This is a genomic window from Selenomonas sp. oral taxon 149 str. 67H29BP (genome assembly GCF_000146365.1).
In the GTDB taxonomy this organism is placed as follows: Bacteria; Bacillota; Negativicutes; order Selenomonadales; family Selenomonadaceae; genus Centipeda; species Centipeda felix.
Map to the genome: position 1 here is coordinate 1924319 of NZ_GL397087.1, position 13670 is coordinate 1937988.

Here is a 13670-nt window from a genome sequence, read left to right on the forward strand (position 1 = left end):
AATGAAAGATTCATCCGATGTGCAGGCGATTGTTGCAGAGATAAGGGACGCAGTACGGAAAAGCGTCGCGCCGCCGTATGCATCGGAGACCATACCGCTCGCCCTGCATGAGCCGTGTCTGCAGGGCAACGAGAATGCCTATGTGAAAGAGTGCATCGACACGGGCTGGGTATCCTCGGTGGGAAAGTTCGTTGACCGTTTTGAACAGGAGCTTGCCGACTACACGGGCATGAAGCGTGCCGTCGCTGTTTCCAACGGGACGGCGGCTCTTCATATAGCCCTTCTTCTCGCAGGGGTGGAGGCGGGGGATGAGGTGCTTGTGCCCGCGCTGACCTTTGTTGCGACGGCGAATGCCGTCTCCTATCTGGGTGCATCCCCACACTTCGTTGACAGTGAGGATGTGTCTCTCGGAATGGATGCGGAAACACTGGATCGGTACCTCTCTTCGACAGTGATGTTAAGGGATGGACACGCCTTCAACAAATCGACGGGACGCAGGATATCGGTCCTCCTTCCCATGCACACCTTTGGGCATCCCGTCGATCTTGATGCGCTGACTGCAGTTGCAGAGAAATATCATCTCACACTCGTAGAGGACGCAGCGGAATCCATCGGTTCTTTCTACAAAGGTCGTCATACAGGAAATTTTGGCAGGATTGCCGCACTGAGCTTTAACGGTAATAAGACCATCACAACGGGGGGCGGTGGTGCGTTGCTGACCAATGACGAAGATTTGGGCAGGCACGCCAAACATCTGACGACGCAGGCAAAAGTTCCCCATGCATGGGAATTTGTGCATGACGCAATCGGCTACAACTATCGCATGCCGAACATCAATGCCGCCCTAGGCTGCGCACAGCTTGAGGAACTGGACGGTTTTTTGCGGGCACAACGCGCGTTGGCGGATCGCTATGAGCGTGCCTTTTCCCCAATTCAGGGGATTCGATTTGTCAAGGAGCCGCCATATACAAGAAGCAATTATTGGCTTCAGGCGATATGCCTTGAGGGCGCAGATCTCGAGATGCGCGATGCGGTCATCTCCGGCCTTCACGCAGCAAATATTTTTGTGCGGCCTGCGTGGCGTCTTCTCTATAAGCTGCCGATGTTTGAAAACGCCCCTCGGATGGATTGTGCGGTGGCGGAGCGCATCGAGGCCTCCCTCATCAACCTGCCGAGCAGCGTCCGGTTGGGGGAGAGGGTTGAAACGAGGGACGCCGATGAGCCGTAACATCTGCGTTGTCACGGGGACGCGGGCGGAATACGGGCTTTTGCATCCGCTTCTTGCAGTTCTCGCGAGCGATGCGGATATTTGCCTTCAGCTTGTTGTGACGGGGACACATTTATCGCCGGAATTTGGCAGGACGGAAGAAACGATTCGCGCGGATGGATTCACGAACGTTGAGCGTTTGGAGATGCTCCTTTCGAGCGATACTCCTGTCGGCATGGCGAAATCGACGGGGCTTGCCGTAATCGGCTTCGCTGATCTCTTTTCCCGCCTCGCTCCCGATATTGTCGTCGTCTTAGGCGATCGCTATGAGATACTGGCGGCAGCTCAGACGGCTATGCTTTTGCAGATCCCCATTGCACACATTCACGGCGGAGAGATCACCGAGGGAGCCGTTGATGATTCCATACGCCATGCCGTAACGAAGATGGCAAGTCTCCACTTCGTCAGTGAGGAGGAGCACAGACAACGTGTCTTGCAGATGGGCGAAGCGCCGGAGCACGTGTACCTCGTCGGTGCGCTCGGCTGGGATGCCATTCTTGGCATGGAATTTCTTTCACTCCCCGCACTTGGGCGAGCACTGGATTTTCCATTGAACGAGGCATTTTTCCTCTTTACCTATCATCCGGAAACGAGAGGTGAGGAGGGGGTCGCATCCTCTTTAGAGGACATCCTCGCTGCCCTCGATGCCTTTCCTGCGTATCAGGTGCTCATGACGAAGGCGAACAGCGATGCCGGCGGCAGGGCAATCAATCGACGGCTGGAACAATATGCCGAGGAGCATCCGGAGCGCTGCGTGCTCTGTGCGTCCTTGGGAACGCTGCGATACCTGTCCGCAATGCGTGCGTGCGCGCTTATGATCGGGAACTCTTCCAGCGCACTGCTCGAGGCACCGCTCTTTGGTGTTCCTGCGGTCAATATCGGAAGCAGGCAGAAGGGGCGTTATCGCTACGGGAATGTAATTGATGTCAGGACGGCTCGAACAGATATTGAGCGGGGCATCCGTGAGGCGCTCTCGCCGCACTTTCAGGAGATGTGCAGGGATGCTGTCATCCCCCTCGCTGACGGGAATGTCGCAAAGCGCATTGCACATGTCTTGAAGAACGTACCCCTAGAGGATTTATGTCGGAAAAGATTTCATGATTTACAGGGATTGGGACTTTTACCGTCGTAGGGCTGAGTGAGGATAGACAGCCATATGGAAAAATTTTTGGGAAATAATGTATACATCATCGCTGAAGCGGGCGTCAATCACAACGGATCGCTGCAAACGGCAAAAGAGCTTGTGCGTGTCGCAAAGGACGCCGGCGCGGACGCTGTGAAGTTTCAAACATTCCGTGCAGAAAGCCTCGTGACAGCGGATGTGGAAAAGGCACGGTATCAAAAGGCGGCAATGCCGTCGGACCCCCCTGCGCAGCTTGCCATGCTAAAGCAGTTGGAACTTCCACCGGAAGCCTTCATCGAGCTGTCGGACTACGCGAAGAGTCTTTCCATCGACTTTCTGTCCACACCGTTTGACGAAGTGAGTCTTTCGTTTCTTACAGAGAAAACGGATATGCCGTATCTGAAGATTCCCTCCGGTGAGATTACGAATGCCCCGTTTCTTCTGGCATGCGCGCGAACGAAGATGCCGATCCTCCTGTCCACGGGGATGAGCTTTATGGGGGAGGTGGAGATGGCACTCGCCGTGCTTGCCTATGGATATACGAGATGGGGGGAGCCCACATCTCTTGAAGATTTCTGCCACGCCTATGCGTCTGCCGAGGGGCAGCGCGTTCTCTCTGAGAAACTGTGCCTGCTCCATTGCACGACGGAATATCCCGCGCCCGTCGATGAGGTCAATCTGTCTGCGATGGATCGGCTGAGAGCCGCATTCTCACTCTCCGTCGGCTACTCAGATCACACGGAGGGGATCGCCGTGCCGATTGCAGCGACAGCTCGCGGGGCTGTGGTCATCGAGAAGCATTTCACACTGAGTCGGCATCAGGACGGTCCTGATCACAGGGCGTCTCTGGAGCCTTTGGAGTTATCCGCCATGGTAGAGGGGGTACGCAGGGCGCACCGTGCGATCGGCTCCATGGTAAAGGCGCCTACACCGTCGGAGTGGGACAATCGCCGGATCGCGCGGAAGAGTCTTGTTGCCGCGCATGATATTGAGAAAGGGGATGTGTTCACGGGAGACTGCATCACAGCGAAGCGTGCAGGTGCGGGGCGATCCCCTTTTTCCTATTGGGAGCTTCTGGGAGCGCGTGCAGCGAGCGCCTATCGAAAGGATGAGCCCTTATGAATCCTTCGAAAGATATGCCTGTCATCCTGCTTGGTTCCGGCGGACACGCAAAGGTCGTCCTCGACTTGCTTCTCGAAAATGGGTTCACGGTTTGCGGGATGACAACCGCCGATCCTGTTGTGCTTCGGGAATCTGTTTGGCGCGGGATTCCTGTTCTGGGAGACGATGACGCCCTTGCATCATATCCTCCGGAGAGCTATGTCCTTGCCAGCGGGATCGGCTCCGTTGGAATACCGACAATGAGGATGCAGATCCATCGGCACATGAAGGCAAAGGGGTATTTCTTCCCGCCGCTCATTGCACGAAGCGCCATTGTAAAGGGGGGTGCAGTGATCGGTGAGGGAGTGCAGATTCACGCCGGTGCCGTCGTGCAGACAGATGCCGTTGTGGGGGAAAACGCCGTTGTCAATACACGTGCTGTCGTCGAGCATGAGTGTGTCATCGGACAGCACAGCCATGTTGCTACCGGGGCAATTCTTTGCGGACAGGTGACGCTCGGCTCTTGCGTGCACGTCGGAGCAGGGGCGACGATACGTCAGTGTACGACGATTGGAGAAAACGTGTGTATCGGTGCAGGCAGCGTCGTCACCTCTGCTATTGATGCGCCCGGCATCTATTACGGCGTGCCCGCGCGGAAGAATGGAGAATTTCATGAGCAGGTCTAAACTCCTTGCTGTCCTTCCGGCGAGAGGCGGGTCGAAGGGAATACCGAAAAAGAACATCCGCCTTCTTGGCGGGAAGCCGCTCATAGCATATACGATTGAGGCGGCAAAGGGCGTTTCTGCCATCGATCGTCTGATTGTCTCCACAGATGATGCAGAGATTGCAGAGGTCGCAAGAGAATACGGGGCGGATGTACCCTTTCTCCGTCCGAAGGAGCTTGCCGGCGATGCCGCTCCGGTATCGGGTGCAATCCTGCATCTCCTGAACGCTTTTCCGGCGTATGATTCCGTTCTTCTCTTGCAGCCGACAAGTCCCTTTCGGCAGAAAGAGGACATCGAGGGATTCCTTTCGTTCGCAAAGAGGAGTGCAGCGAAAGTATGTGTGAGCGTTACCGAAGTGGAACACAGTCCCTATTGGATGTATACAGTGGAAGCGGAAGACCGCCTCAAGCCCATCCTTCCACTGCCTACTGAGGCAATGTATCAAAGGCAGAAACTGCCGTCTTGCTATCGTCTGAATGGCGCACTCTACTACGCACAGACAGCATACTATAAAGAGCACAAGACCTTTTTGACGGAGGACACCCTTGGCTATACGATGGATCGAAGACGCAGTCTCGATATCGATACGGAGGAGGATCTCGTCATGGCGGAGTGGATTCTGGCAAATAGGAGGGAAGAGGCGTGAAAAAAGGCATTGTATACGTTCTGCATTGCATCGATACGGAAGGCCCTCTCTATGAATCCCTCCCCGCGACCTTTGAGAGGATTGCCTATCTGACGGGGGTGCAGCTTCCGCCGACGGCGGAAAACCTGCGGAAGATCCAAAAAAAGGAGATTGCGCTGAACGGCTTCGAGGAGGTCGCAAGCCGTGCGTTCTCCCCCCATATTCTTGGCTATAACAAGCATTGGGGCGAAGTCGATGCGATGCTTGAGCGCATCATGGACAGGGACTACCGCATGCGCCACAGGGACAGCTTTGGCGGCGGCTGGGTGTATAACTGGTTCCTCCTCGACTGGGTCGGATTTACCGTAAATCCTAGATGCAGAGACATTGGATACCATAATATCTACGATCACTATCGGGATTTCTATGCCGCACATGGCACTGCTCCGGAGGAGTGGGGGGATGAGTTCCACTGGCATGCACACCCTATGAGCGTCTATCGGGAGGCGCATAAGTGTGCGACATCCTTCTTGAACTCACCGCATATTTTTGAGAGCCTTGCAAGGCGTCTGATTGACCGCAAGGATTTTCCGCGGTGCTTCCGTGCAGGATTTCATACGGAGCGTCCGGACAGTCATTGGTTTCTGGAGCAGTTCATTCCCTATGATTTCTCGAATCAAGCGATGGTGCTGACGGAAGAAGATGTGAAGCAAAAGGATCTTGCGAACGGGCGGTTTGGAGACTGGCGTCGGGCTCCCGCCAACTGGGACTGGTATCATCCGTCACATGAGGACTATCAGGAGCGGGGACAGTGCAACCGCGTCATATTCCGCTGCCTCAATGTCGGGACGCGTCTGCGCCTTTTGACGCAGAACGAGGTGGACAGGGCGTTCCGGCGTGCAGATCACGGGGAAGATACGGTGCTGGCGTTTACCGATCACGACTTCCGCAACCTTGGCACGGGGGTGGAGGAGGTCTATGGCTATTTGCAGAAAGCGCGGGAAAGCTATCCCGATGTCCTATGGAAGAACGCGGGCGCATATGAGGCGGCTCGTACGGTGCTCAAGGAGACGAGGGCACCGGTAGGCCTAAAGGCAGAGCTTTTCTCTGAGGGCGGCATGCACGGTCTCTCTGTCTCCTGCGATGAGAAGAGCTTTGGCCCGCAGCCCTTCCTTGCACTGAAGCTGTCTACGGGACGCTATCTCATGGACAATCTCGACGTTCAGGAGCCGAGAAGACGTTGGTCGTATATCTTTGATGAGCACAGCGTACCGCTCTCCGATATCGAGAAGATTGGCGTTGCGACGAATTCCTCCTGTGGCAGCGGTGCGCTGATCGTCATAGATGTGAAGCAGAGCGGCATACAGGGCGCAGCCTCTGTGGAGAGGACGTGGTGATATGGATCGCAAGGACTATTGGAATCAGACCTATGTAGACTACTACAAGGCGCGCGTAAAGGAATCGAACATCGAGAAACAGGACGCTTCGAAGCTCGTAGAGGGCGATGTCAAAGTCGCAGATGACCATGTGGCGGAGGTTTTCTTTGATCAAGTGGCGTATGCGCCCGGTATGAAGCTTCTGGATTTTGGATGCAGCTGGGGCAGATTTTCCCCTTTTTTCCGCAAAAAGGGCGTGGACTATTATGGCATTGATATCTCTGAGCAGATGATTGCTTCTGCCTTGGAGGACTATCCCGATCTGGAGGAGAGACTCTTTGTGGCGGAAGGAGAGAATATGCCGTTCTCCCACGGATTTTTTGACCGCATCATCTGCTATGGTACGTTTGATGCCTGTTATCAGGAGAGTGCGCTCGCTGAGATGCTCAGGGTTCTCAAGAAGGGGGGCTGCGTCCTCATTTCTGGAAAGAACGACAACTACTTTGACGATGATGACAAGGCACTCTTAGCCGAGCACAATGCAAGGAAGAAGGGGCATCCGAACTACTTCACAAATGTTCCCGCGATGCAGGAGGCACTTGTGCGCAGTCATGTTTCTGTTCCCTACGCTGAGTATTTCCTCCGCCGCGGTGACATGGGAAAGCTCGCGTTCTCCCGCGTCATGCCGGAGCAATTCTATGAGTATCGCCTTGTGCTCGAAAAAGAGGGGGATGAGGAAAACTATGCATTTCCCTCCTTTTCTGATGCCTATTCTGCCACCTATCGACGCATTGCACATACGGAGGAGGCAAGATTTGCGTGAGAAAAGAAGCGTTTGAGACTGCAGACGGAAAAGTATGCTGTATTGTGGACGGCATCACCGTTTCCGTGCTCCTATCCATTCTCTTCCAAGGGCGAAAAATTGACTGCTGCATCATGGAGGAGCGCGCGCGCCCCTTCTTCTCCACTGCATCGATTGGAGAGCGGCTCGTCATATCCCTCATCCTCTCCGAGCTTTCCATTGAAACCGTATATGTGGAAAAATGCGATGATGTCAGTCTCGTGGACACGGGAACGGACGAAGGGATGGCTCTCTTGACGAAGAATGCAGCGCGGGCGAGGGAGCTGTGGGAAAAATTTCCGCAGGAGCAGCTGGAACAGATGCATTTCTACGGTGCACCGACATCGACCCTGATGCAATTCCTGCCCATACGAGAGGAGCACATCCATCATCTCGATTCCGGGACAGAAGGGCTTTTCCGTATGCAGGCTGCACGCGGAAAGGATCTTCCATTTTCCTTGGAGGAGACAGCGGCGTCCGCACTGCAAAAGATCCTGCCGAAGCACAATTACCCGAACCGCAATCTCATGGGGCAGGGCTATACGCTTGCAAGTCTGACGGGCGATTTCTATACGCATGTGGACTATCGCGCTTTTCAGAACCGCAAGATGGCAGCGTTGTTCCATGAGAGCAGGGAGAAGGCAAGGCGCATCGGGAAAAAAATTGTCCTCATGCTGCCTGCATCGCAGCTAGAGTATGACATCCTGCAGGCAACCTATCAGGGGGCGCAGAGGACGATTGATTTTTTTGCTGTGTACGAAAAGCTGCTGGCTGCCGTGAATCCTGCCGAGGAGGCTGTGCTCATAAAGCTCCATCCCATATCGTATCTGAAAGGGGCTGGGCAGGCGCAGGAAGTTCTGGAAAGCGTACGTGCCGTCTGCACGAAGCTGTCCATTGCATCGTATTCGGTTGAGGAGTTCTTCGGAGACAGCATTGCAAAAACGATACCTGTGGAGCTTTTTTGCCGCTATTTATCCGTGTCCGCACTCCTCATGATGGGCTCTACGGCAGGGCTAAATGTCGCCATCCCCGACGGGGATGTGCGTTGCTGTAGCTATACGGAGCTTCCCGGGTACGAAGAGGAGTACATGGGCATCTACAAAGAGCTCAATCCGCGCATCGTACATATCAAATAGGATGAGGAAAGGGGGAAGAGGATGGAAATTTGGCAGAGATGCTTGATCGATGTGACGGAAAAATGCCGTAAAGCCGTCGAGGTCGTGGATGCGACTGCGGCACGTATTGCGCTGGTCGTCGAGGACGGATGCCTTGTCGGCGTGGTGACGGACTTTGACATCCGAAAAGCACTTCTGTGCGGCATTCCTTTGGAGCAGCCGGTCAGAGAGATGATGAACTGCCATCCCACGGTGATGCAGGAAGAGAGTACGGAGAGCGATATCCTGCAGACGATGAAGCGGGAGAATCGAAAGCAGATTCCAATCGTAGATGCCAAGGGGCGGGTAAAGGATCTTCGACTTTTTAAGGATATGATTGCAGAGAGCGGGCCGCGCTTCTCTCTTCCTGTCCTTTTGATGGCAGGGGGGCTTGGTATGCGTCTGCGTCCCTTGACGGACAACTGCCCCAAGCCTCTCCTTAAGGTCGGCGAAAAGCCGATATTGGAAATCATATTGGAGAACTTCATCGAGGTCGGGGCGCGGGAGTTCTATATCTCTGTCAACTATAAGGCGGAGATGATACGGGACTATTTCGGCAATGGACGGAACTACGGGGTATCCATCACGTATATCGAGGAGACCACCCGCCTCGGTACAGCCGGCGCCCTCGGACTTCTCCCCAAGACGATTGACAGCCCCATTCTGGTGATGAATGGGGATCTCCTGACAAAGGTGGACTTCCATCAGCTCGCCTCCTTCCACAGGATACAGGGGGCTGATGCGACGATGTGCGTCCGCGAGTCCTGCTATCAAATCCCCTATGGCGTAGTGAAGTCCAAGGATTTCATCATGGAGGATATTCAGGAAAAACCGATGCGGATGGACTTTGTCAACGCCGGCATATACGTTCTGTCACCTGAGGTCGTAAAGCATGTGAAGGAAAATGAGCATCTCGACATGACAGATCTCTTCCTGCAGCTGCTGAAGGAGAAGAAGCGTGCTCTCGTCTTTCCCATCCGCGAGTACTGGCTCGATGTCGGGCGCATGGAGGATTTCAATCGCGCCAAGGAGGAGTTTTTCTAGGGAATCGCTGATAAAATGAAGTCCGTCAGATTGGTGTAGATTTTTCGTCCGATTGAGGAGGCAAACCGGACGCAGAGTGGTGCTCTGTGGAGGATTTGCCGACAAAAAGCGGGCAAAAAAGATACGTCAAGATGGCGGTGCTGAATTTATCAGTGCTTCCCTAGGATTGTTCGGCGGTGACGATTGAAAGGCGGTGTGCATGAACGAGAGAGCTTCTTCATTTTCCTTGGATGACCGTGTTCCAGTCGTGCTCTATGGGGGCGGCATGCGCGGCAGACAATTCTTCCACAGGCTGCATGCGAGAGGCGTGCCCGTTCTTGCGTTTTTCGATGCCAATGCAGCCGAGGGGGCGCGTTTCTTTGACCGTCCTGTCTATGCGCCCCAAGCAATCCCTGCGCATGAGCTCGGGACGCTGCGTTCGGCGCTCGTCATCATCACGCTGCAGAATGCCGGAATTCACGAAGAGGTCGCAGGGCTGTTGGTGCGTCAAGGCTTTACCAAGCTCCTCTATCTCCCGTTGACAGGAGATCGCTTTCACGACGAGGCGGATGCCCTCCTCCTGCGAGAGGCTTATCTCGCCTATACGGGTGAGCATGGCATCCGTGGAATGTGTACCGTGCTCCCTCTGACAGAAGTGCGTCCCGTGGAGTATACGGAGCATCTCATTCTGAAGGAAAGCGGTGACTTCATGACTGCGGCGCTTCCCTTGGATCTGCTCGCAACGGATGGCCGCAATCATGTTGCCGAGAGCTACGTGCATTCGCCCGTTTTACGCCTGTTTTCCTTTTTCTCTACGGGTATGGGCGATCTTACAGCGATAGAGGAGAGCTTTCATGCACATGAAGAGGAATTTGGCTATCTGCTCCAAAAGAGCTTTTGCGAATATGTGAACGACCGGCAGAACCTTTACAGCAGGTTCACGGCGGCGCTCGGTGACGGCATGAAATTTTTTCAGACCTCGCCGGCCTATGGCGTTTGGCGTGGCGGCTATTTCGCGATTGAGGACGGCAATCATCGAACTGCATTTCTCTATGAAAAGAACCTCTTTTTTGCACCCGTTCGCGTGACGAGAGACGACTGTCAGAGATGGCGCAATCGAACGGTCGCAGACCGCATCATTCGAGAGCTTCCGGATGAAACGGCAGCGCGCATCTTCTTCTGGCATCCGTACGCCAATAAGAGCCTCGTTCCCGCCATGCAGGCAGATCGCGTCCTGCTCCGCTTCCTGCTAATCTTGGAGCGGCGACTCTACGATAAAGAAAGTGAATGCCTTTTGTATCGTCTGCCGAAAACGCGTGGATTTGCCGTTTTCTTTGGCTTCCCACCTGTTTCCTATCCGATGCTTGCGCTTTCGATGGAGGGATACAACGTTCTCGCATATTTTGAAGAGAAACAGGATGCGCGCGCGGCAGAAATGTTTTTCTCGCTCTATTATCAAGACATTGCAGTGATGCAAAAAAAGGAACTGCCGTGCATGCCAAAACTCCTTGTTGTCACGTGGGACTGCTTCCACGCGCATGCGCAAGGGGCTGCTCCTTTTCTCTGTCATATCCTCGTTCTCGTGGATATCCCGGAGGGGCAGGGGCTGCCAACATGGCTGTTGGAGAAGAAGGAGCTTCTTCGAAAAGATTGCATCAGGGCGAATGGGCACTATTATATCAAAGCTTGGGAGATGAATTGATGGCTACAATCAATCGTAAATTTTATCGTGGAGAAAAAGGGCTCGAGTACAAGGATTCGTTAGAAGAGCACATGCTTGCCATCCTGAAGGAGCACCCCGATGACCTCGAAGAGTATCTGTCGACCGGTGAAGAGCGCTTTATCATCGGTGATATGTCACGCCTTCGCGAAAATCTTCTCTCATGGTATCCCTTCAAAAAGAATGCCTCCTGTCTCGAAATCGGTGCAGGTGTCGGTGCACTCACGGGATTCCTTGCAGGGCGGATGAACTCCGTGACATCCATCGAGATGACGGAGTCCCGTGCGAACGTGATTGCTGCACGCAACCGGGAGCGGGACAATGTCGAAATCGTCCTTGCGAATCTCGATGATGTGGAGTTCGACGAGCCGTTTGACTATGTTGTCGTCGTCGGGGTCATGGAGTATGCACGCCGCTTCATTCAGGCGGAGCACGCTTCGGTTCGCTTTATGGAAAAGGCAAAATCCTTTCTGAAGAAGGACGGCATCATCCTCCTTGCCATCGAAAACCGCCTCGGTCTGAGGTATTTCGCCGGTGCCGGGGAAGAGCATACCAAGCGCCAATTTTTGGGGTTGAACTCCTACGACACATACGATTATGTGCGTACATTCAGCCGAGCCGAGTTGGAGAGCATACTTGACCGTTCGGGATTTTCCGATTGGTCGTTCTTCTACCCGTTCCCCGACTACGGAATGCCGTCAGAGATTCACTCCGATGCCTCTCTGGAACTGCTGCCCTATGCACATAAGCACTACAACCCAACGCTCCAGCGCTATCGCTTCTTCGATGAGACGCGGCTGTTCCGCACCTTCCAGAAGGAGGGAATTGCGGCAAATTTTGCTCATCATTTCCTTGTCGAGATTTTCAACGGCAAGCCGTCTGACCATCACATTCTTTACGCGCACGCACCTCTTGAAAGTGGGGAAAAGGATTTCCTTGTCACATCCTTGGTAAAAAGAGATGGGAAGCTCTTCCTTGAAAAGCGGGAGGTCTATAAAAACGGGAAAGTGCATCAGCTCTACGAGGCGTATCAAAAGCTCATCGAACGGGGGAAATACGCCCTTCGATACAATCCTCTGTCACTGGAGACCGATGCGCGCGGGGATGCTGTTCTCATTCAGTCCTACAGCGAGGGGAAGACGCTCAGAGAAGAACTGCTTGAGGCAATGGATCGCGTTTTAGAGTGCAACGATGACCATCTGCCCGCACGCATTGCGGCATGCCTTGACATCTTTTCCGCGCTTGCCCATATGTGGAGAGCGAATGCGGTGCAATGCGGGAACTATGGCAATGAAGAATTTGTTTCCCTGTTTGGAAAGAGTGAGACACCGCCGCTTGCTTGCGCGGAGGGCAGCGCGCTTGCTCTTTCTGCCGGAGATTTTCAAAAGAGCGACGACGGCAGCTACACTGTCGTTGGGTACGAACACATCGCCCTGTGTGCCGTCCCCGTCGATTTCCTTCTCTATGATTTTATCACGACGTGGTATAAGGAGACGGTCGAGGGGTATCATAATGCCGAGAAACTCATTGCGCCGGAGGCAATTCTGAAGGCTGCTGACATCTCTGAGGAGCATATCGAACTCTACAAGGCTTGGCAGAATCATCTCTATGCAGGGCTGCATTCCAATCACGTGATGGAGCATATGGCGTGTCCCGTGTATGAGGCCGCATTCCTCCATGTGGACGATGTGAAAGCATATGCCGCAGATTCTGCGAGCACATTGCTTGTCTAAAAAGGCGGTTCGGAATGGAACAGAGACAGGTGAGGGAGCTCCTTGATCTCGCAATTGAGGGGGCTGTACAGTGGAGGCCATATCTTGAAAAAATACATCATCACAGGCGCAGCGGGCTTCCTTGGCATGAATCTCGTGGAGCGGCTTCTGCGGGAAGAGAACGTGCACATCTATGCCGTTGTGCGTCCGAATTCGCCGCATAACGCGCGTCTTATCGAGTCGGAGCGGCTGACTCTTGTTCCTGCCGATTTGTCTGAATACGGACATCTGGACGAACGTATTGCAGAGTCATGCGATGCGTTCTTTCATCTCGCGTGGCAGGGCGGGCGCTATGATTTCGTGGCGCAGTATGGGAATATCGCGGATACACTGGCGGCGCTCGAGGCGGCTGTGCGGCTCGGCTGCCGCCGCTTCATTGCCACGGGGTCGCAGGCGGAGTACGGACCGCAGACGGCGCTCATCTCGGAGGAGACCTGTCCGCATCCCACAGATGCCTACGGCGCGGCAAAGCTCGCCGCGTGCGCACTCTCGCGTCAGCGTGCCGCTGATCTCGGGATCGAATGGATCTGGGGACGCGTGTTCAGTCTCTACGGCACGTATGAGCCGGAGGGGCGGATGCTGCCCGCGCTCGTCGCCGCACTGCGTGCGGGGCATCCCTTTGCCCTTTCCTCCTCGGGGGCGCAGAACTGGGACTATCTCTACGCGGCGGATGGGGCGGACGCACTCGCTGCGTTCGCTGACCGCGGGCGCGCGGGCGAGATCTACAACATCGCACATGGCGGCTATCGTCCTCTACGTGATTTTATTGAGGAGGCGCGCGCAGTGCTCAATTCGCGTGCGCACGTGTCCTATGGGGGCGAGGCCGGTGCATTTTCCCTACAAGCCTCTGTGGAGAAGCTACAGCGGGATACGGGATGGATACCATCGACGCCATTTTCGGATGGGATACGTGTGGGATATGCTCTTTGAGCGGTAATTTGTA

12 protein-coding genes and 1 pseudogene are annotated in these 13670 nt (G+C 54.6%); all 13 read left to right on the forward strand.

Features of this window, described 5'->3' with window-relative positions; translation table 11 throughout:
• The first annotated feature begins 1 nt into the window (after position 1).
• The 13 genes and pseudogenes from HMPREF9166_RS09085 to HMPREF9166_RS09140 all read left to right on the forward strand — a co-directional run bounded on the left by HMPREF9166_RS09085 (position 2) and on the right by HMPREF9166_RS09140 (position 13657).
• A complete protein-coding gene (locus tag HMPREF9166_RS09085; RefSeq protein ID WP_039981303.1) occupies positions 2-1228 on the forward strand; it encodes a LegC family aminotransferase in 1227 nt (408 codons plus the stop codon).
• Positions 1218-2399 carry a UDP-N-acetylglucosamine 2-epimerase gene (gene neuC, locus HMPREF9166_RS09090; protein WP_039981305.1) on the forward strand — a complete coding sequence of 394 codons (1182 nt, stop codon included), beginning with the start codon at positions 1218-1220 and terminating at the stop codon, positions 2397-2399. Before HMPREF9166_RS09085 ends, neuC begins: the two co-directional genes overlap by 11 nt.
• A 24-nt stretch (positions 2400-2423) precedes the next feature.
• Entirely contained in the window at positions 2424-3512 is a 1089-nt protein-coding gene (gene neuB / locus HMPREF9166_RS09095; protein ID WP_009753724.1) for an N-acetylneuraminate synthase, read from the forward strand.
• Positions 3509-4177, forward strand: coding sequence for an acetyltransferase (locus HMPREF9166_RS09100; RefSeq protein WP_009753725.1), 669 nt, complete (start codon positions 3509-3511; stop codon positions 4175-4177). Before neuB ends, HMPREF9166_RS09100 begins: the two co-directional genes overlap by 4 nt.
• Positions 4164-4862 (forward strand): cytidylyltransferase domain-containing protein, encoded by a 699-nt coding sequence (locus HMPREF9166_RS09105; protein WP_139062656.1) that lies wholly within the window; start codon positions 4164-4166, stop codon positions 4860-4862. Before HMPREF9166_RS09100 ends, HMPREF9166_RS09105 begins: the two co-directional genes overlap by 14 nt.
• Positions 4859-6238, forward strand: a complete 1380-nt coding sequence (locus HMPREF9166_RS09110; RefSeq protein ID WP_009753727.1) for a hypothetical protein — start codon at positions 4859-4861, stop codon at positions 6236-6238. Before HMPREF9166_RS09105 ends, HMPREF9166_RS09110 begins: the two co-directional genes overlap by 4 nt.
• 1 nt (position 6239) lies before the next feature.
• Positions 6240-7040 carry a class I SAM-dependent methyltransferase gene (locus tag HMPREF9166_RS09115; protein ID WP_009753728.1) on the forward strand — a complete coding sequence of 267 codons (801 nt, stop codon included), beginning with the start codon at positions 6240-6242 and terminating at the stop codon, positions 7038-7040.
• Complete coding sequence (locus HMPREF9166_RS09120; RefSeq protein WP_009753729.1) at positions 7037-8194, forward strand: hypothetical protein; 1158 nt, start codon at positions 7037-7039, stop codon at positions 8192-8194. Before HMPREF9166_RS09115 ends, HMPREF9166_RS09120 begins: the two co-directional genes overlap by 4 nt.
• Before the next feature lie 21 nt (positions 8195-8215).
• Positions 8216-9256 (forward strand): nucleotidyltransferase family protein, encoded by a 1041-nt coding sequence (locus tag HMPREF9166_RS09125; protein ID WP_009753730.1) that lies wholly within the window; start codon positions 8216-8218, stop codon positions 9254-9256.
• Positions 9257-9295: 39 nt separating this feature from the next.
• A pseudogene (locus tag HMPREF9166_RS13310) lies at positions 9296-9420 on the forward strand (secretion protein HlyD).
• A gap of 35 nt (positions 9421-9455) precedes the next feature.
• Positions 9456-10937, forward strand: a complete 1482-nt coding sequence (locus tag HMPREF9166_RS12590; protein WP_009753731.1) for a hypothetical protein — start codon at positions 9456-9458, stop codon at positions 10935-10937.
• Positions 10937-12688, forward strand: coding sequence for a cyclopropane-fatty-acyl-phospholipid synthase family protein (locus HMPREF9166_RS11740; RefSeq protein ID WP_009753732.1), 1752 nt, complete (start codon positions 10937-10939; stop codon positions 12686-12688). The genes HMPREF9166_RS12590 and HMPREF9166_RS11740 overlap by 1 nt, the downstream gene beginning before the upstream one ends.
• An 84-nt stretch (positions 12689-12772) precedes the next feature.
• Positions 12773-13657, forward strand: a complete 885-nt coding sequence (locus HMPREF9166_RS09140; protein WP_039981308.1) for an NAD(P)-dependent oxidoreductase — start codon at positions 12773-12775, stop codon at positions 13655-13657.
• Positions 13658-13670: the final 13 nt, after the last annotated feature.